24 protein-coding genes, 1 pseudogene and 1 riboswitch are annotated in these 25,755 nt (G+C 64.0%); of the genes and pseudogenes, 13 read left to right on the forward strand and 12 right to left on the reverse strand.

Features of this window, described 5'->3' with window-relative positions; genetic code table 11:
* Window positions 1-95 precede the first annotated feature (95 nt).
* The gene (locus CKJ84_RS04200) at window positions 96-1,229 is read left to right on the forward strand and encodes a PDR/VanB family oxidoreductase (RefSeq protein ID WP_095546032.1); all 1,134 of its coding nucleotides are present in this window, start codon (window positions 96-98) and stop codon (window positions 1,227-1,229) included.
* A 255-nt stretch (window positions 1,230-1,484) separates the two neighbouring features.
* Here the strand turns inward: CKJ84_RS04200 and CKJ84_RS04205 are convergent, their stop codons facing one another.
* The 4 genes from CKJ84_RS04205 to CKJ84_RS04220 are packed head-to-tail and all read right to left on the reverse strand — an operon-like array spanning window position 1,485 to window position 5,945.
* Window positions 1,485-2,405, reverse strand: coding sequence for a DMT family transporter (locus CKJ84_RS04205; protein ID WP_095546033.1), 921 nt, complete (start codon window positions 2,403-2,405; stop codon window positions 1,485-1,487).
* A 31-nt stretch (window positions 2,406-2,436) separates the two neighbouring features.
* Window positions 2,437-3,813 (reverse strand): acetyl-CoA carboxylase biotin carboxylase subunit, encoded by a 1,377-nt coding sequence (accC, locus tag CKJ84_RS04210; RefSeq protein WP_095278944.1) that lies wholly within the window; start codon window positions 3,811-3,813, stop codon window positions 2,437-2,439.
* 36 nt (window positions 3,814-3,849) lie between these two features.
* Window positions 3,850-4,380 carry an acetyl-CoA carboxylase biotin carboxyl carrier protein gene (accB, locus tag CKJ84_RS04215; protein ID WP_095278943.1) on the reverse strand — a complete coding sequence of 177 codons (531 nt, stop codon included), beginning with the start codon at window positions 4,378-4,380 and terminating at the stop codon, window positions 3,850-3,852.
* Window positions 4,381-4,382: 2 nt separating this feature from the next.
* Window positions 4,383-5,945, reverse strand: a complete 1,563-nt coding sequence (locus CKJ84_RS04220) for a pyruvate carboxylase (RefSeq protein ID WP_095536360.1) — start codon at window positions 5,943-5,945, stop codon at window positions 4,383-4,385.
* Between the two features lie 412 nt (window positions 5,946-6,357).
* Here CKJ84_RS04220 and CKJ84_RS04225 point away from each other — a divergent pair, with 412 nt between their 5' ends.
* The gene (locus CKJ84_RS04225) at window positions 6,358-7,674 is read left to right on the forward strand and encodes an MFS transporter (protein WP_095546404.1); all 1,317 of its coding nucleotides are present in this window, start codon (window positions 6,358-6,360) and stop codon (window positions 7,672-7,674) included.
* A gap of 3 nt (window positions 7,675-7,677) precedes the next feature.
* Here the strand turns inward: CKJ84_RS04225 and prfB are convergent, their stop codons facing one another.
* Window positions 7,678-8,781, reverse strand: a complete 1,104-nt coding sequence (gene prfB / locus CKJ84_RS04230) for a peptide chain release factor 2 (protein ID WP_095278941.1) — start codon at window positions 8,779-8,781, stop codon at window positions 7,678-7,680.
* A gap of 80 nt (window positions 8,782-8,861) precedes the next feature.
* Between prfB and CKJ84_RS04235 the strand changes: the two genes are divergently transcribed.
* Together CKJ84_RS04235 and hisN are read left to right on the forward strand one after the other, a co-directional pair.
* On the forward strand, window positions 8,862-9,668 hold the full coding sequence (locus tag CKJ84_RS04235; RefSeq protein ID WP_233125482.1) for an inositol monophosphatase family protein: 807 nt from the start codon (window positions 8,862-8,864) through the stop codon (window positions 9,666-9,668).
* Complete coding sequence (hisN, locus tag CKJ84_RS04240; RefSeq protein WP_095546035.1) at window positions 9,661-10,443, forward strand: histidinol-phosphatase; 783 nt, start codon at window positions 9,661-9,663, stop codon at window positions 10,441-10,443. Before CKJ84_RS04235 ends, hisN begins: the two co-directional genes overlap by 8 nt.
* 1 nt (window position 10,444) lies before the next feature.
* On the opposite strand, the gene CKJ84_RS04245 is transcribed toward hisN, so the two are convergent.
* Window positions 10,445-11,293, reverse strand: coding sequence for a S1 family peptidase (locus CKJ84_RS04245; RefSeq protein WP_095278938.1), 849 nt, complete (start codon window positions 11,291-11,293; stop codon window positions 10,445-10,447).
* 116 nt (window positions 11,294-11,409) lie between these two features.
* On the opposite strand from CKJ84_RS04245, the gene CKJ84_RS04250 reads away from it, so the two are divergent.
* The 3 genes from CKJ84_RS04250 to CKJ84_RS04260 are packed head-to-tail and all read left to right on the forward strand — an operon-like array spanning window position 11,410 to window position 14,270.
* The gene (locus CKJ84_RS04250; protein WP_095546036.1) at window positions 11,410-12,624 is read left to right on the forward strand and encodes an amidohydrolase; all 1,215 of its coding nucleotides are present in this window, start codon (window positions 11,410-11,412) and stop codon (window positions 12,622-12,624) included.
* 22 nt (window positions 12,625-12,646) lie between these two features.
* Window positions 12,647-13,861: a DUF418 domain-containing protein gene (locus CKJ84_RS04255; RefSeq protein WP_095546037.1), complete on the forward strand. Its 1,215-nt coding sequence runs from the start codon at window positions 12,647-12,649 to the stop codon at window positions 13,859-13,861.
* Window positions 13,836-14,270, forward strand: a complete 435-nt coding sequence (locus tag CKJ84_RS04260; protein WP_095536367.1) for a GNAT family N-acetyltransferase — start codon at window positions 13,836-13,838, stop codon at window positions 14,268-14,270. Before CKJ84_RS04255 ends, CKJ84_RS04260 begins: the two co-directional genes overlap by 26 nt.
* On the opposite strand, the gene CKJ84_RS04265 is transcribed toward CKJ84_RS04260, so the two are convergent.
* Together CKJ84_RS04265 and CKJ84_RS04270 are read right to left on the reverse strand one after the other, a co-directional pair.
* Window positions 14,267-15,550, reverse strand: a complete 1,284-nt coding sequence (locus tag CKJ84_RS04265) for an HNH endonuclease signature motif containing protein (RefSeq protein ID WP_095546038.1) — start codon at window positions 15,548-15,550, stop codon at window positions 14,267-14,269. The two genes, CKJ84_RS04260 and CKJ84_RS04265, sit on opposite strands and share 4 nt — an antisense overlap.
* Window positions 15,551-15,847: 297 nt before the next feature.
* Window positions 15,848-17,620 carry a BCCT family transporter gene (locus tag CKJ84_RS04270; protein WP_198949233.1) on the reverse strand — a complete coding sequence of 591 codons (1,773 nt, stop codon included), beginning with the start codon at window positions 17,618-17,620 and terminating at the stop codon, window positions 15,848-15,850.
* 224 nt (window positions 17,621-17,844) lie between these two features.
* Between CKJ84_RS04270 and CKJ84_RS04275 the strand changes: the two genes are divergently transcribed.
* From CKJ84_RS04275 to thiC, 3 genes are all read left to right on the forward strand, one after another.
* A complete protein-coding gene (locus CKJ84_RS04275) occupies window positions 17,845-18,789 on the forward strand; it encodes a cation diffusion facilitator family transporter (protein WP_095546040.1) in 945 nt (314 codons plus the stop codon).
* A gap of 44 nt (window positions 18,790-18,833) precedes the next feature.
* Window positions 18,834-19,070 (forward strand): hypothetical protein, encoded by a 237-nt coding sequence (locus CKJ84_RS04280; RefSeq protein ID WP_095536371.1) that lies wholly within the window; start codon window positions 18,834-18,836, stop codon window positions 19,068-19,070.
* 18 nt (window positions 19,071-19,088) lie between these two features.
* Window positions 19,089-19,201, forward strand: a riboswitch (TPP riboswitch).
* Window positions 19,199-20,971, forward strand: coding sequence for a phosphomethylpyrimidine synthase ThiC (thiC, locus tag CKJ84_RS04285; RefSeq protein WP_095546041.1), 1,773 nt, complete (start codon window positions 19,199-19,201; stop codon window positions 20,969-20,971). (Overlaps the previous riboswitch by 3 nt.)
* On the opposite strand, the gene CKJ84_RS12445 is transcribed toward thiC, so the two are convergent.
* The 3 genes from CKJ84_RS12445 to CKJ84_RS12195 all read right to left on the reverse strand — a co-directional run bounded on the left by CKJ84_RS12445 (window position 20,968) and on the right by CKJ84_RS12195 (window position 22,622).
* Complete coding sequence (locus tag CKJ84_RS12445) at window positions 20,968-21,141, reverse strand: hypothetical protein (protein WP_233125483.1); 174 nt, start codon at window positions 21,139-21,141, stop codon at window positions 20,968-20,970. The genes thiC and CKJ84_RS12445 overlap by 4 nt on opposite strands.
* Entirely contained in the window at window positions 21,104-22,390 is a 1,287-nt protein-coding gene (locus CKJ84_RS04290; RefSeq protein ID WP_233125484.1) for a cytosine permease, read from the reverse strand. Before CKJ84_RS04290 ends, CKJ84_RS12445 begins: the two co-directional genes overlap by 38 nt.
* A 70-nt stretch (window positions 22,391-22,460) precedes the next feature.
* Window positions 22,461-22,622 carry a hypothetical protein gene (locus CKJ84_RS12195; protein ID WP_158221668.1) on the reverse strand — a complete coding sequence of 54 codons (162 nt, stop codon included), beginning with the start codon at window positions 22,620-22,622 and terminating at the stop codon, window positions 22,461-22,463.
* A 193-nt stretch (window positions 22,623-22,815) separates the two neighbouring features.
* On the opposite strand from CKJ84_RS12195, the pseudogene CKJ84_RS12015 reads away from it, so the two are divergent.
* A pseudogene (locus CKJ84_RS12015) lies at window positions 22,816-23,005 on the forward strand (hypothetical protein); the annotation flags it as partial.
* Window positions 23,006-23,011: 6 nt separating this feature from the next.
* Window positions 23,012-24,067 carry an alpha/beta fold hydrolase gene (locus CKJ84_RS04295; protein WP_095546042.1) on the forward strand — a complete coding sequence of 352 codons (1,056 nt, stop codon included), beginning with the start codon at window positions 23,012-23,014 and terminating at the stop codon, window positions 24,065-24,067.
* A gap of 43 nt (window positions 24,068-24,110) precedes the next feature.
* Here the strand turns inward: CKJ84_RS04295 and CKJ84_RS04300 are convergent, their stop codons facing one another.
* A complete protein-coding gene (locus CKJ84_RS04300; RefSeq protein WP_198949234.1) occupies window positions 24,111-24,509 on the reverse strand; it encodes a hypothetical protein in 399 nt (132 codons plus the stop codon).
* A 52-nt stretch (window positions 24,510-24,561) separates the two neighbouring features.
* On the opposite strand from CKJ84_RS04300, the gene CKJ84_RS04305 reads away from it, so the two are divergent.
* Window positions 24,562-25,746 carry an Nramp family divalent metal transporter gene (locus CKJ84_RS04305; RefSeq protein WP_011272788.1) on the forward strand — a complete coding sequence of 395 codons (1,185 nt, stop codon included), beginning with the start codon at window positions 24,562-24,564 and terminating at the stop codon, window positions 25,744-25,746.
* Window positions 25,747-25,755: the final 9 nt, after the last annotated feature.

Below are 25,755 nucleotides of genomic sequence, written 5' to 3' on the forward strand. Positions count from 1 at the left end.
GGTTTTATACTATCCATTACAGAACGGGTCCGGCAACCAATTTGGCGCCCTTTTTGGATTACACATTTTCTATTCGCTTTTCGACGGAGTCCACCATGGGAAACGACACTGGCATCGGCAGATTTACAGCGTTTTTTGGAGGAAAAAAGAAGAAAGCAGACCCAAACGCAGCCGACCGAGAAGCCGCACTGGAATCCCGGCGCGCCACGAAGACGGAACGACGCGGTAGCGGAGACATCATCGAACTCACCGTCACCGGTGTCGAGCGGGCACACGGCATCGCGCTCATCACGTTTGAAACGCAGGACGGCGCCCCACTTCCCGGCTACGAGCCGGGCTGCCACGCCGACTTCCTCCTCCGCACCCCCGATGGCGAGGAACTTGTGCGCCAATTCTCCCTCTTCCCCACCCACTACCTGGGTGACAAGGAGGGCGCCTACGGCATTGAGGTCAAGCGCGAAGCCGGTTCCAAGGGCGGCTCTGCGGCAATCCACCGCATCGAGGTCGGCGACACCCTCCGCATCCGCCCACCCCGCAACAATTTCCCCCTGGCCAAAGACGCGAAGCGGTCTGTGCTCGTCGGTGCCGGGGTGGGCATCGCCCCAATCTTCTCGCTGGCACGAGAACTCCAGATCCAACACGCCGACTACTCGGTGCTGTATTTCGCTTCAAGCGAGGAACGCGCGCTGATGCGCCACCTCATCGACACCTATCTGCACGGCCAGACGAAGAGTATCTTCGCTTCGGGCGAACGTGACAAACAGGCCGGCTACATCAGAGAAGCGCTCGCAGATGCAGCAGTCCCGGCGGAGGACACACACTTGTACGTGTGTGGACCCCACGGCTTCATGGACGGCGTGATCGAAACTGCGTCGGCCACACTCCCCCGGGACAACATCCACTTCGAGACCTACCGCCCCACCAAGGAAACTCTCGCCGGGAACCATGACGCCGACGGCGCTTTTGACGTCATTTTCAACGGCGAGACGTACCACATCCCCGAGGGCGAATCCGTCCTTGACGTCTTCGAGGATGAGGACGTGCCCATCCTGTCCCAGTGCGCGGAAGGCACGTGCGGCACCTGCGTGATGCGAGTGATCGACGGCATCCCCGACCACCGCGACAGCGTGTTCACCGAAGAGCGCCACGAGAAGGGCGCGTTCACCACCTGCGTGTCACGCTCTCTCTCCCCCACGCTTACGCTCGAGCGCTGGCGACAGACCTCATAAGCAAACCTGAGAAAACTGCGCATTGCGCAGTTTTCTCAGGTTCTAGGCGGCGAGCCATTCTTCAGCTACAGGAACTGCTGCAAGGCCGGGCCTGCAGCAGAAGCAACGACGCTGAGCACGGCGACAATCACACCAATAATGATGCCAGCCTGCTTCGACCCGTCCATGAGCTCCGATTTGTAGTCCTTCCTACCCTTGCAAGCACTGCATGTGAGCTTGACGGACGGGATGTCGCCGGTGCGTTCGGGGGAATCTTTAGAGCAGTCGAACCATTGCTACGCCGACGAGCACGATGGCCAGGCCGGCAAGTCTAAAGGGCGTGGGCATCCCCTTCGAGCCTCCCCCGATGCCGAGCGACTCGAGCACCTGACCACAGATGATCATGCCAACCAGCGAGCCGATGACGGTAGTGCCGGCGCCCAAGAGAGGCGACAAGCTCGCGCCGCCAAAGACAAAGAGGGCGCCCAGCACTCCCCCGAGCCACATCCACCACGGCCCCGGGGCGACGCCTGAAGCTACGGCGCGACGAGGCGCGGGAATCAGGAGGACCATGGCGAAAAGCAGGATGAGGCCGACGGCGAGCGAGATCTGCCCGGCCTGGATCGGGCTGTGCAGCGCCTTGCCCAGGTAGCCGTTGACCGCGGTTTGGGTCGCAGAGCCCATGCCCATGAGGACGCCGAAGCCGCGCAGCAACCAGGCGCGGAGCCCCCGGGCGGTGCCGCGCAGCGGGACTCCGCGCCCGATCTCCAGGACCATCGCGATGCCGAAAAGCACGAGCAGCGCGCCCAGGAGCCTGAGTGGTCCGACGGGGGTTTGGGGGTAGCGGAAGAGCCCGGTGGCGTCGATAAGCAGCCCCATGAGCACTTGCCCCAGGATGGGAAGGATGGTGGTTTGGACGGCGCCGAGCTCCGGAAAGAGCACGATGTTGCCGGCGATGAACATCACGCCCATAAAGCCACCGAGCCACACCCACCACGGCTCAGACGCGGCGAGTGCCAGGTCCGGGACCAGGGTGCGTGTGGCAAAAAGCGCGATGACGCAGGACGCGGCAACTGCAAGGATGAACGAAAGGAATGTTGCGCCGATCGGCGATCCCACGCTTTGCCGAAGCCGGGTATTAATCGCGGTTTGCACGGGGACGATCGCCCCGACCATCATGGCCACGACGACCAACATTCTGTGCCCTCCTTACAGGCGCTGCGGGGTGTTACTCCTCAGTGGGGATCTCGTTGACCGACTCGAGGACCTTCGCCACGTAGCCGGTGTTGATGTCACCGCTGCGGAACTGCTCGCTGTTGAGCAGGTAGGCCTGGAACGGGCCGGTGGTGACAACGCCGTCGACGGTCAGCTCGTCGAGGGCGCGCAGAGTGCGCTCGATCGCGGCGTCACGGTCCTCCGCCCAGCAGATGAGCTTGCCCACCATCGAGTCGTAGAACGGCGGGATGGTGTACCCGGACTCGATGTGCGTGTCCATGCGCACCCCGAACCCGCCCGGCGCGCGGTAGTTTTCGATCTTGCCCGGGCGCGGCGCGAAGTTCTCATTCGGGTCCTCCGCGTTGATGCGGCACTCGATGGCGTGGCCGCGGATCTGCACATCGTCCTGGGTCAGGCGCAGCTTCTGCCCGGAGGCGATGCGCAGCTGCTCCTGGATGAGGTCGACGCCGGTGATCATCTCGGTGACCGGGTGCTCCACCTGGATGCGGGTGTTCATCTCGATGAAGTAGTACTTGCGCTCGATGTTGTCGAACACGAACTCCACCGTGCCGGCGTTCTTGTAGCCGACCTCCTTGCAGAGGTTGATCGCGGCTTCCTGGAGGCCGGCGCGGAGCTCGTCGTCGATCGCGGGCGACGGGGCTTCCTCGATGAGCTTCTGGTTGCGGCGCTGCGAGGTGCAGTCGCGCTCACCGAGCGCAATCGCGTTCTCGCCGTCCGCGAGCACCTGGATCTCGATGTGGCGGATGTCTGTGAGGAAGCGCTCGATGTAGACCGACGAGTCGTTGAACGCGGACTGGGCCTCGTTCATGATCTCGTTGAGGTCCTTCTCCAGCGTGTCCTCAGACTCCACCACGCGCATACCTCGGCCACCGCCGCCGGCCGCCGCCTTGATCAGCAGCGGGAAGCCGGTCTGCTTGGCCACCTCGAGCGCTTCGTCGAACTCGGTCACGACGCCGTCGGAGCCGGGCACCGTCGGCACGCCCGCGCTCTGCGCGATACGCTTCGCCTCAATCTTGTCGCCCATCCGGCGGATGTGCTCGGACGACGGGCCGACAAAGCCGATCTCCTCGTCCTCGACCATCTTGACAAAGTCGGCCTTCTCGGAGAGGAAGCCGTAGCCGGGGTGGATCGCGTCGACTTTGTACGCCATCGCGGCGGAGACGACGAGCTCCGGGCTGTTGTAGCTCTTGGCGGCGTTCGCCGGGCCGATGCACACGGCTTTGTCGGCTTCCTTCACCGGAAGCGAATCGCGGTCGCCTTCGGAATACGCCAAGACACTCTTGATACCGAGCTCCTTGCAGGCACGGATGATGCGAAGTGCGATCTCACCGCGGTTGGCAATGAGTACGCTCCCCAACAACTCAGACATTGGGACTCCTCACCTTTCTAGGGGTTGTGGGTGTGCTTACTTGGGCTCGATGATCATGATGGTCTGGCCGTGCTCGACAGCCTCCTCGTTCTCCACAAGGATCTGCTTGACGGTGCCGGCGACCTTCGCCTCAATGTTGTTCATCAGTTTCATCACCTCGACGATGCACAGCACCTGGCCGACCTCAACCTCGTCACCAACCTTCACAAACGGGTCAGCGCCAGGCTTCGGAGCCGCGTAGTAGGTGCCCACCATCGGCGCGGTGATCTCGACGCCGTCGGCCGGGGCCTCGGACGCAGCCGGTGCCGGAGCGGGTTCCGGAGCCTTCGGTGCGGGCGTTTCCTCCACGGCCGGTGCAGCTGGTGCCGGAGCGGGTGCAGCCGGTACAGCCTCGGGCGCTGCCGGGGCCGGAGCAGGGGCAGCCTTGAGGTGGCTCAGCCCGCCGGGGGTCTTGGAAAGGGCGAGCTCGATGTCTCCGTACTTGATGCTCAGCTCTTCGATGTCGCCGGACTGGTTGACCCAATCCAGGAGGGACTTCAGCTCGTTGAAGTTGGTGGTCTCAGACATGGTTACTTGTCTCCTTTTTTGGTGAGGTTGATTTCGAGGTCGTCGGTCTTGAGGTGGAACTCGCCTGAATTAGTGGTGTCGTAGATCTTTTGGACCAGCTTGGTCAGCTCGCCGCCAGGCACGCCCTCGCCCTGGCCGGCGCGCCCCTCGGCGACGAAGCGCTTCATCTCGTCCACGTTGTTGCCCGGGATGTTCGCGCGCAGCAGGATCGTGTCGATGTCATCGTCCGGGTACTGCTCCTTGAGCGCGGGAAGTGCCGGCTCCAGCTTTGGACGGCCTTCCTTGATCTCGGCCGAGCCGTTCGCCTTAATCTTCTCCAGCGCATCCGGGTCGATCGGCGCGAGCGGCTCGCCGTAGTGGCCGAGTGCGTACTTCTTGATCTCGTTAGGCACCACGGAGTAGCGCTCGCCGGAGATCACGTTCATCACGGCCTGGGTTCCCACGAACTGCGCAAACGGAGTAATCATGATCGGGAACGCGAGCTCCTCGCGCACGCGCGCGGTCTCGTAGAGCAGGTCCTCGAAGCGGTCGGACAGCCCGGCGGTCTCCAGCTGGGACTCAAAATTGGTGAGCATGCCGCCCGGCAGCTGGTGCATGTAGTGGACGCCGTCGAAGGCACGAGGCTTGCCGACGGGCTTGCCCTCCCGGTCAGCGATCTCCTGGATTTTCTTGCTCACGTTGTCCACGCGCTCGTCGTCAATGTTGATTGTGTAGCCGAGCGCGCGCAGATCGCGGGCGAGCGCCTGGGTCGCGGGCTGGCCCTGGCCGTTGGCCAACGGCGCGGTCGAGGTGTGGATGGAGTCCACTCCGAGCTCAGCGGCGTAGATGTAGGTCAGTGGCGACAGACCGGTAAGCGAGTGGGTGTGGACCTCCAGCGGTAGGTCGTTCCCAATCGCGCCGCGGATCGCCGGGATCAGCGTCTTCATCCGGTCCGGGGTGAGCAGGCCACCGGCATCCTTGAGCATGATGCGGTCGACGTCGGTGCGCTCCACCAACTCCTGGGCCTTGTCAATGTAGAGCTGGTCGGTGTGCACGGGGCTGAGGCAGTAGGACAGACACCCGTAAGTCTCCGCGCCGAGCTCCTTAGCCAGGATCAGCGTGTCGGCGATGTTGTCGATGTCATTGAGGCCATCGAACGCGCCGATGACGCGGAAACCGTTGGCGTACAGGCGCTCGACCCACGCGTGGATGACGTCGTCGGGCAAGAAGTCGAACGACGCGAGGTTGCGGGAACGCACCATGGCGCGGAACTTGGTACCCGGCGCCGCGTTCTCGTGGACCAGGCGAACACGCTCCCAGGGGTCCTCCCTGAGGTAGCGCACGGGCACGTCGAACTGGATCGGCGCGACGAGGTCCACGTGCTCGAAGCCCGCGTTGGTGATGTCGTCGAGCATCTCCAGCATGTGCTCGGTGCGCATGCGCGTCGCCCAGATGGACTGGTGGGCGTCGCGAAGCGTGGTGTCGATGATCTTGATCTCGCGCTCGCTGTTCGCAGGGCGACCACCCGCGGCGAGAATCTCGGCGAGACTTTCTGTGCTGAGTTCCTCTGGTTTGAGAGCAACCATATTTTCCTCCTTAAAAACACCAGAATCGGGACTGCCTTTGAACTTTGGCCCGCTCAAGACGTGTGTTTCCGGTGCGCTCATTGTAAGCACTTCAAAGTGTGATGTGCGACGAGTTTTTCGGAATATCGCATATATCCCACTATTTCCCGTAGTGAAGCCCTAAGTCACTTCCCCCGAAAGTGGTGCGTAACATGCACGTGGGTTCGCTATGCGCACATCAACACGCCAGTGGCGGCACCCCGCCCACGCCTCTTACCTGGACAAACGCACCGCTTGTGATTCAGGGCATAAATTCTTTTTGGTGAGACCCAGGTTTCCCGCCCCTAAAGAGTGACCTGGATTATAGTTTCTGCTCACACCCATCCAACCCACAGACTAGGGAGGCCTCGTGTCAACCACCCAGACCCAGCCCGTGGCACCGGAGCACCATCCGGACCACGAGTACCCCGCAGACCGAAAGTCGCTCGGCGCCAGCCTCATCGGCCAAGTCCTCGAGTGGTTCGAGTGGAGCTCCTACGCCGTCTTCGCCCCGTTCATCGCGGCGGCGATGTTCCACAAAGCGGACCAGACCTCCGCCCTGCTGGCCACCTTCGGCGTTTTTGCCGTCGGCTTCCTCGTCCGCCCGCTCGGTGGCATCGTCTTCGGGCACATCGCGGACCAGAAGGGCCGGAAGGCGGTCCTCATGATCACCATCATCATGATGGCGGTCGCATCTGTGCTCATCGGCTTCCTCCCGTCCTACGACACCATCGGTATCTGGGCGTCGGTCGGCCTGCTCCTCATTCGCGTCGCCCAGGGCTTCGCCCACGGCGGCGAGTCCGCGGCCGCCAACAGCTACATCCCCGAGATCGCCCCGCCGTCCAAGCGCGGCAAGTGGGGGTCGCTGGTCTACGTCTCCATCTTCGGCGGCTCCGTGATTGCTTACGTCATCGGCGGCTGCATCTCACTCGTGCTCAGCGACGAGCAGATCGGCGCCTGGGGCTGGCGCATCCCCTTCTGGATCAGCGCCCTGGCTGCCGTCTTTGCTCTGTACATGCGCCGCCACATGAAGGAGTCCGACCACTTCACCGAGCTCGATGAGGCAGTGGCCAACGAGGACGACGACCGGCGCGCGCACGAGGCCGTGGAGCAGCGCGTCAACCACCGCCCCGTTGTGGTCAACGTCCTCCTGGTCATCGGCATGGTCTCCGGCGTGACCGCCGCCCACTACACCTGGACCTCGTACGTCTCCACCTACGCCATCTCACAGCAGGGCATGTCCACGCAGGGTGCCTACTGGGTCACCGTGGTGGCGCAGGCGATCGGCCTGATCGCCCTGCCGATGTGGGGCGCACTGTCCGACAAGATCGGCCGCAAACCCGTCATGTACACCTTCGCCATCCTGGTGGCCCTCCTGCAGCTGCCGCTCATGGGCCTTATCGACGCCCGCCCGTGGACCCTCCTCGTCGCGTCCACCCTCGCGATCATTGCCGTTGCCGCCGGCGGCGCGCTGCTCGCCCCGGTCATGTCGGAGGTCTTCCCCACCGACCAGCGCACGCGCAGCATCGGTCTCGCCTACTCCATCTCGGTGGCAGTGTTCGGCGGCACCGCGCCCTACATCTTCCAGTGGTTCGTGGCCCACGACCTGTCGTGGGCGTCCGGCACCTACGTGATCGCGATGTGCATCCTGACGCTGATCAGCATGTACATCTTGCCGGAGACGAAGGGCATCGACCTCCGCCACGCGTAGGAGCTACTCCTCGCCCTGCTCTTGTGCCTTGCGCCACCGGATGCCGGCCTCGAGGAAGCCATCGAGGTCCCCATCCAGCACCTTCTGCGGGTCTCCGACCTCGTAGTTGGTGCGCAGGTCTTTCACCATCTGGTACGGGTGCAACACGTAGGAGCGCATCTGGTTGCCCCACGACGCGTTGCCGCCCGCGCCCAGCGCATCCAGCTCCGCCTTCTCTTCCTGCCGCTTCTTTTCCAGCAGCTTGGACTGCAAGACGTTGAGCGCCGAGGCCTTGTTCTGAATCTGGGACTTCTCGTTCTGGCAGGTCACCACGATCCCGGTGGGGATGTGGGTGATGCGCACCGCCGAGTCGGTGGTGTTCACGCTCTGCCCGCCGGGGCCGGAGGAACGGTACACGTCGACCCTGATGTCCGAGTCCGGGATGTCAATGTGGTCGGTCCGCTCCACCACCGGCAGGACCTCGACTTCCGCAAACGAGGTTTGGCGGCGCCCCTGATTGTCAAAGGGGCTGATGCGCACGAGACGGTGCGCACCCTGCTCGACGGAGAGCTGGCCGTACATGTAATCGCCGTGGACGGCGAAGGTGGCCGACTTGATGCCCGCCTCCTCCGCGTAAGAAATGTCGTAGACGTCCACCTTGTGGTCGTTCTTCTCAGCCCAGCGGACGTACATGCGCATGAGCATCTCCGCCCAGTCCGCAGCGTCCACGCCGCCCGCGCCCGAGCGGATGTTCACCACGGCCTCGCGCGCGTCGTACTCGCCCGAGAGCATGGTCTGCACCTCGAGCGATTCCACTCGCGCCTCCACGTCCTCCAGCTCCTCCGCGGCCATGGAGGGGTCCCCCTCTTCTTCCGCGAGTTCGACCATGACCGGGAGGTCGTCAATACGCGTGCGCAGCGACGTCACCTTGCGCAGCCGCGCCTGCACGTTGGAGAGCTCCGAGGTGACCTGCTGCGCGTGCGAGGGGTCGTCCCAAAGTGAGGGGTCGGCGGCCTGCTGCTCAAGCTCGCGGATGCGCACGCCCATCTCCTCGAGGTCCATCACCTTTTCAATGGTGGTGAGCTTCGAGTCGAGGTCGGCGATGCGCGTCTGAGTCTCCGGTTGCATAAGAGCGCAGTCTAGTCGAGGAGCAAAGCGGCAGCCCCGGTCCCCCGCGCCAAACCGCGATGCCGTGGATAATGGGCCGCATGACATCCACCGCACAGTTCATTGAGGCCCACCGCAATTCCGACGACGCCGCGCTCGCCGCCGCCCTGGTCAAGCACGCAGGCCAGCTCGCGCTGCGCATGCGCGAGGAAGGGCTGACCACCGACTACAAGACGTCCGTGTCCGACGTGGTCACTGAGGCCGACCGCGCCGCGGAGGCGTTCGTTGCCGACGCGCTTGCCGCGCTGCGTGCCGACGACGGCGTGGTTGGAGAAGAAGGCGCGGCCCGCGACTCCGCAACCGGCCGCACCTGGGTCATCGACCCGGTCGACGGCACCTACAACTTCTCGCAGGGCTCGGACTACTTCTGCTCCGCCATCGCGCTCACGGATGCAGCGGACACGGAACGGGTGCGCCTCGGCGCCGTGCACCGCCCCGCCACGGACACGACGTGGCTGGCCAACCAGGGCGTGCTGACGGTGAACGGGGAGCGTGCGGAGGGGTTGGCGGGGGCGTCGATAAGCGAGAAAGCCCTGGCCACGTACCTGCACCCCACGTACATGCGCGAGGACGCCGTGCGCGACGTGTGGTTGCGCGCGGTGCGCGACGCGGCGACGATCCGGATGTGGGGCGCCGGCTCGATTGACCTGGCCACCGTGGCTGCGGGGCAGATCGGCGGGTGGCTGCAGCACTCCGTGGCGGATTGGGATTGGCTGCCAGGCAAGGCGCTGGTGGAGGCGGCGGGCGGCGTGGCCCGCAAGGTGGATGCGGGCGGAGTGACATGGTGTGTGGCGGGAAACGCCCAGATTGTGCAGGACATCACTACTAGACTTGTCGGGCATGAGTAATTTCGCCGACGACCTCGCCCTCGCCCTCGAACTGGCCGACGCGGCCGACGCGCTCACGCTCGCGCGCTTCGAAGCCTCTGACCTGCGGGTGGAGTCCAAACCGGACATGACGCCCGTCTCCGACGCGGACCTCGCCGTGGAGGAGGCGCTCCGAGCGGAGCTTGCGGAGTCGCGGCCGGCGGACGCGGTGCTTGGCGAGGAGTTCGGCGGTGAGGTGGCGTTCGAGGGCCGCCAGTGGGTCATCGACCCGATCGACGGGACGAAGAACTTCGTCCGCGGCGTGCCCGTGTGGGCAACCCTCATTTCGCTGCTTGTGGACGGCGAACCGGTCGTCGGCGTCGTCTCCGCCCCCGCCCTGACCCGCCGCTGGTACGCGTCGACCGGCGGCGGCGCCTGGCGCACGTTCAACGGCGGCGAGCTCATGCGACTCGAGGTCTCCGGGGTGCGCTCGCTTGCCGACGCCTCCCTCGCCATGTCCTCCCTCGCCGGTTGGCGTGATCGCGGCCTGCTGGAGAAGTTCATCGGCCTGACGGAGCAGACCTGGCGTCTGCGCGGCTACGGCGACTTCCTCAACTACTGCTTCGTCGCGGAGGGCGCGGTGGACATCGCCGCCGAACCGGAGGTGTCGCTGTGGGACCTCGCCGCCCTGTCGGTGCTGGTCACGGAGGCCGGCGGGCGCTTTTCCGCCCTGTCCGGCGAGGATGGACCGCACGGCGGCGACGCGCTGGCCAGCAACGGCGCGCTCCACGACGCAGCGCTCTCGGCGCTGCGCTAAGTTACGGCAGGCGGAACCCGTTGTTCAGGTCCGCCAGGATGGCGTCCATGCGGGCGGCGCTGGTGGGCGCGTAGATCGGCCCCTGCAGCGGGGTGGTGCACTGCACGTCGAACGGCGCGGGGAACAGGCCACCGTTGATCATGCCGACGAGGCGGTCGTCCGTGTACAGGGGCGCGCCGGAGTCGCCCTGCATGGCGCAGACCTGGTTCACGTTCTGCACGTTCCAGTCCGACCAGGTGATCCCACAGGTCTCACCGGAGGCCACGCCCTTCTTGCACACGTTTTTGCCCGGCTTCACCGGCGCGGAGCCGAGGTGGTTGATGGTCACGCCGTCGTAGGAGCGGGTGACTTCGGCGTTGGAGCCGAGCTCGATGAGCGCGTAGTCCAGGCGCTCGTTGACCTTGACGATGTTGCCGGAGTGCCCCACCTGCCAGGAGTCCGCCGAGGAGACTGGGTCTCCGACCTTGCCGCAGTGCCCCGCGGTCAGGGCGTACTTGTTGCCGTGCTCGCCGTAGCCGGCGACCGCGACGGTGCACATGACCTCGTTGTCGCCCTCGCCCACGTAGATGGGGGTGCCGGGGCCGTACAGGGAGTTGCCGCGCTGCAGGGCCTCGTTTGACTCGCGCGGGATGCGCGGTGCGTCGTGGAAGGAGCCGGGCACGCGGTGCAGGACATAGTCCGCGAACGGCTTGCCGGCCAGCACCTTTGAAATCGGGTCATCGTGCCAGGTGTAGTTCGGGTCGATCGGCGCCGGCTGCGGTGCAGGCGCTTCACCGGCGTTCGCGGGCGCAGCGGGCAGCGCGGCGACGGCAAACGCGGTGATCAGGGCGGCGATACGACGACGAATCATGGGCATTCTTCCTACATAGACCACAACAGCAACTCCCGTATACATTGCCATGTTTTTGCCCCAATTTCCTCATTTACCACATCAAAGGTGGGGTGACCCCGGGCTAGCATGTCCCCATGACGAATTCTTTTGCACTCACTGGACCGTTTGCACCATTCGAGTCCGATCTGGACGCCACCCGCGGCGAGCGCGAAGCGTTGTACAAGTGGTTCCACCAGCATCCCGAACTCGCCCTGGAAGAGCACCAGACGAGCGCCCGCATCGGCGAAGAGCTGGAAGCCGCCGGCTTCACCGTCGTGCCAGTGGGCGCCACCGGCAAGGTCGGCATCCTCACCAACGGCGAAGGGCCGACCGTGTGCTTCCGCGCCGACTTCGACGCCCTGCCGCTCTCGGAGGAGACCGGCCTGGAATACTCGGCCGACCCCGCGCTCGGCGCCGCCCACGCCTGCGGGCACGATATGCACACGGCGGCCTTGCTCGCGGCGTCGACAATGCTTGCGCAGCACACTGACGCCTGGTCGGGCACGCTCCTCGCACTGTTCCAGCCCGGCGAGGAAACCGGCGCCGGCGCGCGGGACATGGTGGAGCACGGCCTGGCGGAGAAGGTGCCGACCCCGGACGTGGTGCTGGGCCAGCACGTCGGCCCGATGATTCCCGGCTACGGGATGGGCGCGCTCGCCGGGCCGGTGTGTTCCACGTGCGTGCAGACCAAAATCACCATCCACGGCACCGGCGCGCACGGCTCGATGCCGGAGAAGGGGGTGGACCCCGTGGTCATCGCGGCGCACGTGATCACCCGCCTGCAGACCATTGTGTCGCGCGAGATCGCCCCGCAGGAAATGGGCGTGGTGACGGTGGGCGCGATCCACGCCGGCGAATCCCCGAACACGATCCCCGCCACCGCCGAGCTATCCGTGAGCACCCGCGCGTTCACCACCGAGGTCAGCGACCGCCTGAACAGCGCCATCCGGCGCATCGTCCGCGCCGAGTGCGCGGCGGCGGGCGCGACCACGGAACCGACGTTTGAGATTGTCGGCGGGGCGCCGGAGTTCTCCAACGACGAGGCCATCGCCGAGCAGGTGATGGCCGCGTTCCGCGAGCAGTTCGGCGATGTGGTCGGCGACTTCGGCCGGCTGTGCGGTTCCGAGGACTTCCCCACCATTGCCAATGCCTTTGGCGCGCCGTACTTCTACTGGTTTGTGGGCAGCAGCTCGGACATCAACTCCGCCCCGTCCAACCACTCCCCCTACTTTGCGCCCGACCTGCAGCCCACGCTCGACCAGGCCACCCGCGCCATCCTCGTCTCGGTCTCGCCCTGGCTGATGCGGTAAGCAGCTGGTAAAAGTGAGGCCCATGCAACGACTACTCGTCCCCGACCTTGCCCGCGGCACAGCACTGCTTGGCATCGCGCTCGCCAACGGCTCGCTATTTTGGATGATCAATCAGCACTCGCAGCCGGAGTCAGGCCCCGGGTGGAGTGTCGGCGGGGTGCAAGAGGGCTCGCTTATCGACGCCGCGTTGGCCCTCTTCGCCGCCCTCTTCGTCCACTCCCGCGGCCTGCCCATGTTTGCCACGCTGCTTGGCTTCGGCTTCGGGCTTGTCGTCTCCAGCCTGTACCGGAAGCAGTACCCGGTCGGTGAGGCGCGAAAGGTCCTGGCCCGACGTTACGGCGCGCTCGCGCTTTTTGGCCTGGCCCACTTGTGCCTGCTGTTCTTTGGCGACATCATGACCATGTACGGCTTCGTCGGGCTGCTGCTTTCGGTGATGTTCACGCTCTCGACGAAGGTGCTGCGCATCATCTCGTACTCCTGCCTCGGTCTCTACATCCTTTTCACTTCATTCGTTGGCGTATCAGCGGCGTTAATCCCTGAGGTGGCTAAGGAGATGGGTGGGAACAATGTGCTCAATGAAGAATTTGGGAGTTTTGGCACCTACTTCACCAACAACCTCGCCAACGCGGCAGAAATGCTGCTGTCCACCCCGTTTATCCTGCTTGAGCTTGTCCCCTTGGCCACCATCGGCTATGTGTGGGCGAAGGAAGGCGTGCTGGTCAACACCAAGCAGCACGCACGCACGCTGTGGACGTGGACGATCCTGGCCGGCGTGATCACCCTCGGCGTCGGACTGCCCTGGGGGCTTACCGCCATCGGCGTGCTCAACCCGGAGATGGAATCGAGCCTGCACCTGCTCAACAGCGCAATTGGCTGCCTCACCGGACCTGGCATCCTCGCCGCGCTGACGCTGCTCACGTCGCGCCTGAACAACGCGGCACCCACCTGGACTTACCCGCTCGTCGCGTTGGGCAAGCGCTCGATGTCCGGCTACCTGGCACAGACCATCTTCTTTATCGTGTTAGTGTACCCGTTTAGCCTGGGCATCGGCCAGGATTGGACTATCAGCGGTAAGCTCGGCCTGAGTGCTTGCGTGTGGCTGGCCACCGTCGTGCTCGCCACGGTGCTCGAGGCAGCCGGTAAACAAGGTCCGTTCGAGTGGGCACACCGCCACGTTTCCTACGGCAAGGCAGGAAGGATTGCACCGCACCGTGATCGTGCTGAAATCGCTGGATGAGATGACCCCGCGCGAGGTCCACGCGCTGTACAAGCTCCGCGTCGACGTGTTCGTCGCCGAGCAGAATTGCCCGTACAACGAGATCGACGCGCAGGACGCGGACCCGTCGACCACGCACCTCCTCGCGCTGACTGCAGCCGGCGAGCTCGCCGGCTGCGCCCGGGTGTTCCCCACCGAGACCGGCTCGCGCTTCGGCAGGTTCGTCGTCGCCCCGGCGCACCGCGGCACCGGCCTCGGCCCCGAGATCGTGCGCACCGGGATTGAGTACACCACCCGCTGGCCGGGCGACCTGATCATCGAGGCCCAAGCCGGCCTGGTTGGCTACTATTCCCGCTACGGACTCGTCGCGGAGGGCGACGAGTTCCTCGACACCGGCATCCCCCACCGCAGGATGCGCCTAGCACGCTAAGCGCTCCCCTCGTTGAACTCGCGCAGCGTCAAGGACGCGTCGCTGCGCAGCGGTGCCTGATAGCTTTCCGCCACGAACCTGCTCCCGTCCCGAAACACGAAGTGCAAGTCGGGGCCGTCCTCCAGGATGCGAATCCACCGCTCCGAGACCATCGCGTGGCACGACGAGCACAACGGCAGCAGATTGTGCAGGTCCGTGGCGCCTCCGTCCGCCCAGTCGTGTACGTGGTGGACCTGAATGAACCGCGTATGGTCGCATCCGGGCATCGCGCAGCGCCCGCCCCACATAGTCATCAGCGCGTTGAGCTGCCCGTCCGTGGCCAGCCGCGACGCCCTCGACGTGTTGAGAATCAGGCCGTCCTTGTCCACCGTGTTCACGCGCACCATGGCGTTCGCCACCGCGTGCGCCACGCTTGCCGACGCCGCCGCGCCCCCAACCGGCAAATAGGCCCCGCCGTCAACCGTGGTCACGATGTTGACGTGCGCACCCGGGGCACGTAGCGGGTTCTTCGGGCGCGAGCGCACGATATTCACCATCCCCATGAACGCAGCGAGCATCACCTTGCCCGTGGGCATCCCGATCCCGGACGAGGTGGGCAGGTCCTCCAGCTCCTCCTCAACCGCGTCCCGGTTGACCGCATCCTGCAGGTCAACGTCGTGGTAGGCCAGTTCCCCGATCTTCAGCGCGGCCGCTACCTGCGCGCCTTCCATCGGGCTGAGGTCGGCCCACAGCCCGAAGCGTCCGTTCTTGCGCTCCGCAATCCGCACGTACGAGGACCGTGTCGGGGCATCTTCGCCTTCGTCCCTGTCCAGCAGCGCAAGCTCCGCCTCCAGCTCGCGGTAGCCGTACTTCCGTGCCATCTCCACGAGCGTCGACTCGTCGTTCTTCTTCAGGTACGGGAGGAGCAGGCGCACCTTGGAATAGTTCACTGCACCTTCCTGGAATGCCTCCGCGAGCAGGTGGTACGTGGTCAGCTCACGAGCGACGCGCACGTACTCGTGCGCTGTGGTCTGCGAGATCCCCAGCCGCCGCACCAGCCACCCCGCGGTCGTCCTCGCCCCGCACCTACGGGCCAGCCGCAGCGAATCAAAAATGCCAATCTGGTGCAGCAGTTGCGCTTTACAGGTGGTGATCCTGCCAAACGTGTCCTCGATGCGGGAAGCGAGCTCCGCGATCGCTTTGTCGCCGCCCGGAGAATGTTCGAAATCTTGCGCAGTATCGTCCACACTTTCGTCTGCGGTAGGTGGCTTTGGTGTGGCATCGGTGGTCGTGATCGTCATGGCACAGGCCCCTTTCGGGAGGTGGGATGGTCGAGGTTTTGGTTGTATGCAACACGGTAGCACCCCACCCGAACACGCCGTTTACCTGCTGTTATGGTGCTATAACAACAGGGGTCATGGGCGTCGAGAAGCTGCCCTCAGCTCGGCAGACTCACAGAAACTACGCAATGCGCAGTTTCCTCAGCATATGTTCGAATGCGCTGCGGAACCCAAACTCCAGTTCTCCACTCACGACACGAAAAAGGCTGAGAAAACTACGCATTGCGCAGTTTTCTCAGCCTTCGGCGCCGATCGCGCCTACTTCGGGTCTTCCTGCTCGACCCAGTTCACCTTGGACCCGGTCTTCGGCTCGCCGTCGCCGGAGACCTGCACGTCCTCGCCGAGGATGAGCGACTCTTCGAGGCGCCAGGTCCCCTCCTCCGCGTCGTACTCGAACTCGGGCCGGTCGACGGGGTTGCCCTCGGAGTCGTAGCCCGGCGCGGGCTTGTTCTCGCCCTCCTCCAGCTTCTCCGCGGTGTCGGTCTTCTCCCACTGGCGGGAGCGGTAGCGGCGGGCGGCTGCGGAGTCGTCCGTCATCGCCTTGACCAGCGACCACATCATGATGAAGTACGTAATGAAGAACGGGAAGGCGATGATGATCACCACCTCCTGGAGGGCTTGGATGCCGGAGTCATTGATAAACAGCAGCGCGCCGGTCACCAGGCCGACGGCGATAACCCAGCCGACCCGGTAGAACACCGGGGACTTGTTCTCCTCACCGGTGGCAAACATGTCCACCACCAGCGCGGCGGAGTCCATGGAGGTGACAAAGTACATCACGATGACAAACAGGGCGACCGCGCCGGTCACCGCGTACAGCGGGTACTCCGCCAGCAGCGAGAACAGGGCGCGCGGGGTGTCGCCGTCCTCCACCACGGGCTTGGTCAGCACGCCCGGGTTCTCGGCCTCCATCTCCATCGCGGCGCGGCCGAAGATGGAGAACCAGATCAGGTCAAAGACGGTGGGCAGCAGGATGGTGCCGCCGATGAACTCGCGGACGGTGCGGCCGCGCGAGATGCGGGCGAAGAACATACCTACGAACGGGGACCAGCAGATCGTCCAGGCCCAGTAGAACGCCGTCCAGGTAGCGTGCCAGCCCGGGTTGTCGTTGTAGGAGTCCACCCAGAACATCAGCTCGGGCAGCGAGTTGCCGTAGATGCCAAAAGACTCCGTGATCTGCCCCATCAGCGCCAGCGTCGGGCCGGAGACGAGCACGAAGAGCATGAGGAAGATCGTCGCGCCGATGTTCACGTTGGACAGGATCTTCACGCCCTTGTCCAGGCCGGTGGCCACGGACAGGCACGCCGCGATGGTGATGAACAGGATGATGCCCAGCTGCACCGGCGTAATGAGCGGCACGCCCCACAGAATGTTCAGGCCCGCGGAGATCTGCAGGACACCAAGGCCCACAGAGACGCCGAGGCCGAAGATGGTACCGATGATCCCCAGGGCGTCGAGAAGCTTGCCCGGCGTCTCGTACACCCGACCGCCGAGCAGCGGAGCGAACATCGACGACATGCGCGCCGGCATCTTGCGCTTGTACACGAAGTACCCGATGGCCAGGCCGGGCAGGGTGAAGATCACCCACATGTGGATGCCAAAGTGGTAGTACGTGAACTCGAAGGCCTGCACGATCGCCTCGCGGCTCATTGGTTCCATATCGCCGCGCGGCGGGTTGTACGCGTGGTTCAGCGGCTCCGCGGCGCCCCAGAACATGAGCGTTGCGCCCATGCCGGCGGCGAAGAGCATGGCGAACCAGACTGGGTAGCTGTATTCGGGCTCGTCCTCATCGTCGCCAAGCCGCATGTTGCCGAAGCGGGAGACGAAGATCACGATGAGGAAGATGAACACCGCGGAAATACCGCCGATGTACATCCAGGAAAAGTTATCCATGAGGAACCCGGAGACGTCTGCGTAGAGCTGTCGCGCGCGATCACCGAAGGCGATCGTGGCGGCCACGAAGACGACGACGAAGCCGAGCGATGCCCCGAAGATCACCGGATCAGTTTGAAGGCCGCGCTTGCGTGCCATGGTGTTTTCCAATCGTTGGGAACTCAAATCGGTGACCATTGTAGGGCACTTGCTTATCGACGCCCTGCTACACTCTCTCTCCGTTGAAGGGGAGTAGCCCGCAATCGGTTGTTCGACATACTGGCGCACGCGCCCGGGCAACCGGCTCCGGTTTGGAGTGAGCGAGACCTTCGGACCGTTGCACGCACGGCGCCGAAGCGCCCCAATTGTGGGAGGACACTCGCATGCCTGAATTGCCCCCTTCACTCCAAAAAGAGCAAAAGATCCTGGAACGCTTCATGTGGCTTTCCATCGCGGTATCTCTGCTCACCATCGTGCTCAAGATGGTCGCTGCCTGGGTCACCGGCTCCGTCGGCTTCATGTCGGACGCGATCGAGACCGTGATCAACTTCGTGGCCGCCGTCGTCGGCCTCTGGGCGCTCAAGCTGTCCGCGAAGCCGGCGGACGCGAACCACAACTTCGGACACTCCAAGGCTGAATATTTTTCCGCCCAGGTGGAGGGCTCGCTCATCCTCGTCGCGGCCGTGGCCATCATCTACACCGGCGTGGAACGGCTGATCACTCCGCAGCCGGTGGAGCAGCTCGGCGTGGGATTACTGTTCTCCGTCATCGCCGCCGTGCTCAACGCCGCCGCCGGGTACGCGCTCGTGCGCGGCGGGAAGCGGTACCGCTCAGCAACCCTGGAGGCGGACGGGAAACACCTGCTCACGGACGTGTGGACCACCGTGGGCGTGATTGTCGGCATGGCACTCGTTGCGCTGACCGGCTGGCAGGTCCTGGACCCGATCGTCGCGCTGCTGGTTGGCGCAAACATCCTCTTCACCGGCTACAAGCTCCTGCGCAGCGCCATCCTGAGCCTGCTGTCTGAGGCCTTGCCCGCGGAGGAGCTTGCAAAACTCAACGCATTTCTGGATGCATTTGCCGAGCAAAACGGGGTTGCGTTTACCTCAGTGCGCACCGCTGCGTTTGGTCGCGAGCGCTTGATCAGCTTGGTCATGCAGGTGCCGGGCGAGTGGACGGTGTCGTACGCGCACGCCCACGCCGACGAGATTGAGTCCGGTATTGCAAATACGCTCAGCGCCGCGGAGACGATCGTGCACGTCGAGCCGTTTGGCTACACCACCCGAACGGGTCCCATTTTTGGAGATTCGCTGACAAACAGCAGGTAAGACGGGTATTCTGAGGTGTGAACACAGTGGAAGGAAGGTCAATCATGTGGGTCACACAAACCATGGATTCCTACCCGCACGGCACGCACTGCCGTGGATACGTTGTTGGCTTCTACAACCCCAGTGGCGGGTGGTGCGATGCACCGCTTCCACCCGAAAACGTAGGCCTCGCACCCCGCAACGCTGATGAGGACCCAAGCGATCCGGATTTCCGCTACCTCTACTCGAAGGATGACGCGGTTCGGTACGTGAACTACCTCAATGGCGGAGCAGTCCTGTAAGCCGCTACACTCGATGACGCAATCCCACACGGGCGCCCCAAGGTAGGGGCTGAGATCGCGCTACATGCCGCGCGGGCACCGTCCGAACCTGTCCGGTTAGCACCGGCGAAGGAAGTTGAAGGAGTGTCATGACTGACGCCTACGCTCAAGAAATCCACCGCAAGCACAGCTACGCACCGCTGCGTAAGAACGGACTCGAGGTCCCCGAGACCGCGGTCCAGTTGGATGACTCCCCCACCGGCCCGAACGAGCCCGTGAAGCTCTACCGCACCCGCGGCCCATGGGCGGAGCCGGAAGAGGGCCTGCCCGCGCTGCGCAGCGAGTGGATCGCCGCCCGCGGCGACGTTGCGGAGTACGAGGGACGCCAGCGCAATTTGCTTGACGACGGCACCCGTGCCGCCAAGCGCGGCGCCGCCTCCGAGGAGTGGCGCGGAGCCCGCCGCGCGCCGCTGCGCGCCACGGAAGGCAAGCGCGTGACCCAGATGGCGTACGCCCGCCGCGGGGAGATCACCCCGGAGATGGAGTTCGTGGCGCTGCGCGAGCACTGCGACGTGGAGAAGGTGCGCGAGCAGGTCGCCGCGGGCAAGGCGATCATCCCGAACAACGTGAACCACCCGGAGAGCGAGCCGATGATCATCGGCAACGCGTTTTTGACCAAGATCAACGCCAACATTGGCAACTCCGCGGTCACCTCGTCCATCCGCGAGGAGGTGGACAAGCTGCGCTGGGCCACCCGCTGGGGTGCCGACACCGTGATGGACCTGTCCACGGGCAACGACATCCACACCACCCGCGAGTGGATCCTGCGCAACTCCCCCGTCCCGATCGGCACCGTCCCGATCTACCAGGCACTGGAGAAGGTCAATGGCGTGGCTGAGGACCTGACCTGGGAGATCTTCCGCGACACGGTCATCGAGCAGTGCGAGCAGGGCGTGGATTACATGACCATCCACGCCGGCGTGCGTCTCCCCTTCGTGCCGCTGACTTCGAAGCGTGTGACCGGCATCGTCTCGCGCGGCGGCTCGATCATGGCCGGCTGGTGCCTGGCGCACCACAAGGAGAGCTTCCTCTACGAGAACTTCGACGAGCTCTGCGAGATCTTCGCCCAGTACGACGTCGCCTTCTCGCTTGGCGACGGCCTGCGCCCCGGTTCCATCGCCGACGCCAACGACGCCGCCCAGTTCGCCGAGCTCAAGACCATCGGCGAGCTGTGCAAGCGCGCCTGGGACTTTGATGTCCAGGTCATGATCGAGGGCCCGGGCCACGTGCCCCTGAACAAGATCCAGCTCAACAACGAGAAGGAAGAAGAGTGGTGCGGCGGCGCCCCCTTCTACACGCTTGGCCCCCTGGTCACCGACATCGCGCCCGGTTACGACCACATCACCTCCGCCATCGGCGCGGCAAACATCGCCGCCGGCGGCACCGCGATGCTCTGCTACGTCACCCCGAAGGAGCACCTCGGCCTGCCCAACAAGGACGACGTGAAGACCGGCGTGATCACCTACAAGGTCGCCGCGCACGCCGCTGACGTGGCAAAGGGCCACCCGGGCGCGAGCGACTGGGACGACGCGATGAGCAAGGCCCGCTTCGAGTTCCGCTGGGAGGACCAGTTCGCGCTCTCCCTGGACCCGGACACCGCGCAGGCCTACCACGACGAGACCCTGCCTGCCGAGCCTGCGAAGACCGCGCACTTCTGCTCCATGTGCGGCCCGAAGTTCTGCTCCATGCGCATCTCTCAGGACATCCGCGACGAATTCGGCGACAAGATCGACGCCGTCTTGGACGCTGACACACAGCAGACCATCCAGAACCTCGGCATCCCGACGCTCGCGGTCGGCGAGGAGCAGATGGCGGAGAAGTTCCGCGAGGAAGGCTCCCAGGTCTACCTGCGCGCGGACTAGCGCTCCTGCGCGCGCACTCGCCCGCGGCGCACCACCCACGCCGCGACCAGCGAGAACACCAACGACACAAGCACGCCTAGGTTCGCATCGGCCCACTGCTCCCCCACCAGGGGCAGCAGGTATCCCTGCCAGTTATTCCACGCCGCCTCCTCCGCGAATGCGTTGGCCACCAGCCCCCCACCCCAGGATCGATGCGATCGCCAGAATGCTTATCGACGCCACATCCACCCCGCCGTAGCGCCCCGCTGGATCGTAGAGCGCGGCCTCGTCGTAGTCCTGCTTCCGGCTATAAATGTCCGAGATGAGGATGCCCGCCCAGCTCGCCAGCGGCACGCCCAGGGTAATGAGGAACGACTGGAACGGGCCGAGGAAGTCCTGGGCGAAGAAGACGACCCAGATCGTGCCGACGGTCAGGATCACGCCGTCGACCGCCGCGGCCGCCGGGCGCGGAATGCTGATGCCCAGCGTGAGCAGCGTCAGGCCCGACGAGTAGATGCCGAGCACCGCGCCGGATACGAGAGCCAGCACCGCCGTGATCAGGAACGGGACCAGCACCCAGGTCGGGAGGATGACGGCGAGTGCGCCGATGGGGTCCTGCGCGATGGCGTCGGCAAGCGATGCATCCGAGCCCGCGAGCAGGAGGCCGAAGACGATGAGCACCACCGTGGCAACCGAGCCGCCGAACGTGTTCCAGAAGATGATCGCGCCATCGGAGGTGTCGCGGCGCTGGTAGCGCGACCAGTCTGCGGCGATGTTGATCCAGCCCAGGCCAAAGCCGGTCATCGCCATCACGAGCGCACCGACCACGGCGCTTGCGGGCCCGGACGGAATAGCGCGGACGGCGTCCAGGTCGATGTGCGGGATGGCGAGCACCGCGTAGATGATGGTGACCGCGCCGGTGAGCCAAGTGAGCACGGACTGCATCCGAATGATGGTGTGGTAACCGAGGACAGACGCCGCCACGATGAGCGCCGCGACGATGACGGTGGCGATGACGGTGACAGCCGTGCCCGGGTCCGCACCGAGCTGCCGCAGCACGGTGTTCGTAGCAAGCACCGCCATGATTGAAAGGAACGTCTCCCACCCGATGGAGGTGAGCCAGGAGATAATGCCGGGCACTTTCTGCCCGTGCACGCCGAACGCGGCACGCGAGAGGACCATAGTTGGCGCGGAGCCTCGCTTGCCCGCAACTGCGATAAGACCGCAGAGGAAAAACGAGAACGTCACCCCGACTGCGGTGACGAGAGCCGCCTGCCAGAACGAGATGCCGAACCAAAGGATGAACGAGCCGTACGAGATACCGAAGACGGAGATGTTGGCTGCGAACCACGGCCAGAAGAGGTCGGAGGGTTTCGCGGTGCGTTCAGATTCAGGGACGATGTCGATCCCGCGGGATTCTATAAGTGGTGTGCCTTCCATAGCAGCAGGTTAGCCCCACGACTCCCAACCGTGGGCCGTTTCAACGACTTTTATTCCACGCAGCGGCGGGCTAGGCCGCTTTTGGCTGCGGAGCGGGTTCCGGGGCGGGTTCGCGGACCAGCTTGCCGTTCGCGTCGTAGCTGTACTCATTACCGCCATACTTGAGGTACACGACCGTGGCGATGATGAAGATGACAATCATTGCGATGTCTGCGAAGGTCTCGATGCTCATGGTCGTGCTCTTTTCGACTCGAAGTAGCTCGTGCGGCGGAAAAGCACTGGTCTTTCCCTACTCCCCAGCGTAGACCGGTTGTGAGGCTTTCCCCAGCGCACGGGGTGTTGGATATGTCTCACCGCGCAGCACAAAGCCCCCTCACCGGCATCACTGCTGGTGAAGGGCTAAAAAGTGGTAGCGGGGGCCGGCCCTATGGTTGATGATCTGCAACATCGAGGACAAGCGCGCCGCCCAGCGTGCGAAGAAGGCGAAACAGGCAACTGAGTGCAACGGCTATATTGAAGGGGCGAAAGCCAAGAGGGTGGAAACAAGCCATCAACCAACTAGCCGTGGCATACCCCATGTATTGGTGTTGTAATACAAATGTATTGGTAAGGTGATAGCTCATGGCCCTGGTCGGGAAAAGGGTCCTGAAGGTGGCGGGACTTATCGTGACGGCAATCGTTGCACTTGCGGCAGCCGGTGCTGGCGGTTGGGCATGGTATACAACCACGTATCACTCGCGTCTTGTGAGATCCCTGGAAAAGGCTGGCTATCAAGAGCACCGGATGAGCGTGGATCATGTGAAGCTCAATGTAGGGGTAAGCGAGCCAAGGGACGGTTCCCCTATTGTCCTTATCCATGGTCAAGCGAGCGGATGGCGCCAGTACGGTTACGCTTTACGTGACCTCAGCAAGGACCGCCAAGTCTATGCCATCGACGTTCCAGGGCATGGCAAGTCTGATCGCCTTGAATCTTATCGAGCGGTGGAGGTCGCAGACGTCCTATCTCGTTATATAGAGACAATTGGCCAACCCGTCGTATTAAGTGGGCATTCGTCTGGGGGTCAATTGGCCGCGTTGATTGCTGCGCGTCATCCAGAACTGGTTAGCTTCCTGGTGTTAGAAGATCCGCCGCTATTTGCCACAGAGCTGCCTGAGGCGCGCAATACGTGGAATTATCAGGACCTAGCTGTCAGCACTCATGAGTTCTTGTCTTCAGGAGAGACCGACTGGCAGGCTTATCAGTGGCGCAGCCAAAAAATGTGGCAATACTTTGGGGACTCTGCTCAGGGGTTCATCGGTGATGGACTCGCATATCACTCTCGGCATCCGGGCGCCCCGATAGCTCTGTGGACCATGCCTCCCGAGATGAATGAGGCACAGGTGTACATCATGGATTATGACCCAGCGTTTGGTGATGCCTTCTTTACGGGTCTCTGGAACGAAGGGTTTGATCAAGAAGCAACACTTGCGGCGATTCAAGCGCCAGTTACCTATATTCATTGTCAAGCGCGATACGACGGGGAAGTCCTTCAAGCTGCGGCCAGTGATGAGGACGCCGCCAGGGCCATGGATTCTCTTCCCGCCGGTGCCGTTAAAGTCGAGGCTGACTCGGGCCACAACTTCCATGTAGAAAAGCGCAAGGAGTTCGTAGAAATTCTGCTGGCCGGCGTAGGTTAATCCGCGTGCGCTTCTCCTGAGTTGGATCATTTTAGTGCGGAAGTCAGGGTTCGGTGATGGCGTGGACGAGGTTTTGCACTTCGGCTGGTAGTGGCGTGGCCGCGTGGATTGTTGTGTCTTCGACTCTGAGTTCAAAACTGCGATACTTTTTGAAAGTTCGCACGAGTCGTTTAATGCTTCGTCCGGTTGCTGATTCCATCATTCGACTTACTGCGAGTGTTGCCATGACGATATTGAGGTGCGCATTAATCGAGCCCTCGGTTCGGGCATAAATTGGTCGCGCCTTGAGATCGGATTTCGACATCCGATTGCCCGCGTGTTCGCTCGTGACTACCTGGACGAATAGCCATCCGGCTATTCCACCGCCGCAGACGTCCAAAAAGCCATTAGACATCCTGTCCAAAAAGTCGCTGGACTCCTTGTCCAAAAAGTCCCTAGACATGACAGATGAAAACTAGACTTCAAGTAGTTGAACTTTTGGTATGGAGATGCCTATGCGTAAGACCTTAATCAGCCTCACCGGCCCCGCCTTCGTTGCTGCAGTGGCTTACGTCGACCCCGGCAACGTAGCCGCCAACATCAGCGCCGGCTCCCACTACGGCTACCTCCTGGTGTGGGTACTCGTCGTGGCCAACCTCATGGCCATGTTCATCCAGTACCACTCCGCCAAACTGGGCCTAGTCACCCACCGCTCCCTGCCGGAAATCATGGGCGAGCGTCTCTCCCGCCGCGCGCGCCTAGGCATGTGGGCCCAGGCCGAGCTCATCGCCGCGGCCACCGACCTCGCCGAAGTCATCGGCGGCGCCATTGCCCTGCAACTCCTCTTCAACCTCCCCCTGTTCGCGGGCGCGCTCATCATCGGCGCGGTCTCCATCATTCTCCTCATCTTCCAGAAGAAGAACCAGTGGTTCGAGGGGCTTGTCATCGGCCTGCTCCTGGTCATCTGCATCGGCTTCCTTGCCGGCCTCGCCATCGCCCCGCCCGACCCCGCCGACGTGGCCGGCGGCCTCATCCCCCGCCTAGAGGGCAAGGACAGCATCCTGCTGGCCGCCTCCATGTTGGGCGCCACCGTCATGCCGCACGCCATTTACCTACACTCCTCCCTGACCAAGCAGCGCTACCCCGACCTGGAAATCCCCCACGTGCTGGCCGGCACCCGCGCGGACATCGCCGTGGCGCTGTCCATCGCCGGGCTCGTCAACGTGGGCCTGCTGGTCCTGGCGGGCTCGGCCCTCTACGGCGTGGACGGCACAGAGACCATCTCCGGGGCCCACACGGCGATTGCCAGCCACCTCGGCCCGCTGGCCGGCGTTCTCTTCGCCATCGGCCTGCTGGCCAGCGGCCTCGCCTCGACGTCAGTGGGCGCCTACGCCGGCTCCGAAATCATGGACGGCCTGCTTCACATCAAGGTCCCCCTACTAGTCCGCCGCCTGGTCACGCTCATCCCGGCGCTGGTCATCATCGGCTGCGGGGTCGACCCCACTATGGCACTGGTGGTCAGCCAGGCACTTCTTTCCCTGGGCATCCCCTTCGCCATCATCCCGCTTTTCCGCTATGCCGGCTCCCGGGACGTCATGGGTGAGTTCGCCGCGAAACCCTGGTCTATGGCCGTGGGCTGGACGCTTGCCGCGCTGGTCATCGCACTCAATCTCGCCCTCGTGCTCCTGCCGCTGCTCTAGGCCGCCTAC

The organism is Corynebacterium sp. NML 120412 (assembly GCF_002285155.1).
Lineage (GTDB): Bacteria > Actinomycetota > Actinomycetes > Mycobacteriales > Mycobacteriaceae > Corynebacterium > Corynebacterium gottingense.

Bases quoted from the DNA above. Each gene is read 5' to 3' on its own strand.
- CKJ84_RS04200 (WP_095546032.1), top strand. From the start codon at position 96: ATGGGAAACGACACTGGCATCGGCAGATTTACAGCGTTTTTTGGAGGA.
- CKJ84_RS04205 (WP_095546033.1), bottom strand. From the start codon at position 2,405: ATGTTGGTCGTCGTGGCCATGATGGTCGGGGCGATCGTCCCCGTGCAA.
- accC (WP_095278944.1), bottom strand. From the start codon at position 3,813: ATGTCTGAGTTGTTGGGGAGCGTACTCATTGCCAACCGCGGTGAGATC.
- accB (WP_095278943.1), bottom strand. From the start codon at position 4,380: ATGTCTGAGACCACCAACTTCAACGAGCTGAAGTCCCTCCTGGATTGG.
- CKJ84_RS04220 (WP_095536360.1), bottom strand. From the start codon at position 5,945: ATGGTTGCTCTCAAACCAGAGGAACTCAGCACAGAAAGTCTCGCCGAG.
- prfB (WP_095278941.1), bottom strand. From the start codon at position 8,781: ATGCAACCGGAGACTCAGACGCGCATCGCCGACCTCGACTCGAAGCTC.
- CKJ84_RS04235 (WP_233125482.1), top strand. From the start codon at position 8,862: ATGACATCCACCGCACAGTTCATTGAGGCCCACCGCAATTCCGACGAC.
- hisN (WP_095546035.1), top strand. From the start codon at position 9,661: ATGAGTAATTTCGCCGACGACCTCGCCCTCGCCCTCGAACTGGCCGAC.
- CKJ84_RS04245 (WP_095278938.1), bottom strand. From the start codon at position 11,293: ATGATTCGTCGTCGTATCGCCGCCCTGATCACCGCGTTTGCCGTCGCC.
- CKJ84_RS04250 (WP_095546036.1), top strand. From the start codon at position 11,410: ATGACGAATTCTTTTGCACTCACTGGACCGTTTGCACCATTCGAGTCC.
- CKJ84_RS04255 (WP_095546037.1), top strand. From the start codon at position 12,647: ATGCAACGACTACTCGTCCCCGACCTTGCCCGCGGCACAGCACTGCTT.
- CKJ84_RS04265 (WP_095546038.1), bottom strand. From the start codon at position 15,550: ATGACGATCACGACCACCGATGCCACACCAAAGCCACCTACCGCAGAC.
- CKJ84_RS04270 (WP_198949233.1), bottom strand. From the start codon at position 17,620: ATGGCACGCAAGCGCGGCCTTCAAACTGATCCGGTGATCTTCGGGGCA.
- CKJ84_RS04275 (WP_095546040.1), top strand. From the start codon at position 17,845: ATGCCTGAATTGCCCCCTTCACTCCAAAAAGAGCAAAAGATCCTGGAA.
- CKJ84_RS04280 (WP_095536371.1), top strand. From the start codon at position 18,834: ATGTGGGTCACACAAACCATGGATTCCTACCCGCACGGCACGCACTGC.
- thiC (WP_095546041.1), top strand. From the start codon at position 19,199: ATGACTGACGCCTACGCTCAAGAAATCCACCGCAAGCACAGCTACGCA.
- CKJ84_RS04290 (WP_233125484.1), bottom strand. From the start codon at position 22,390: ATGGAAGGCACACCACTTATAGAATCCCGCGGGATCGACATCGTCCCT.
- CKJ84_RS12195 (WP_158221668.1), bottom strand. From the start codon at position 22,622: ATGAGCATCGAGACCTTCGCAGACATCGCAATGATTGTCATCTTCATC.
- CKJ84_RS04295 (WP_095546042.1), top strand. From the start codon at position 23,012: ATGGCCCTGGTCGGGAAAAGGGTCCTGAAGGTGGCGGGACTTATCGTG.
- CKJ84_RS04300 (WP_198949234.1), bottom strand. From the start codon at position 24,509: ATGTCTAGGGACTTTTTGGACAAGGAGTCCAGCGACTTTTTGGACAGG.
- CKJ84_RS04305 (WP_011272788.1), top strand. From the start codon at position 24,562: ATGCGTAAGACCTTAATCAGCCTCACCGGCCCCGCCTTCGTTGCTGCA.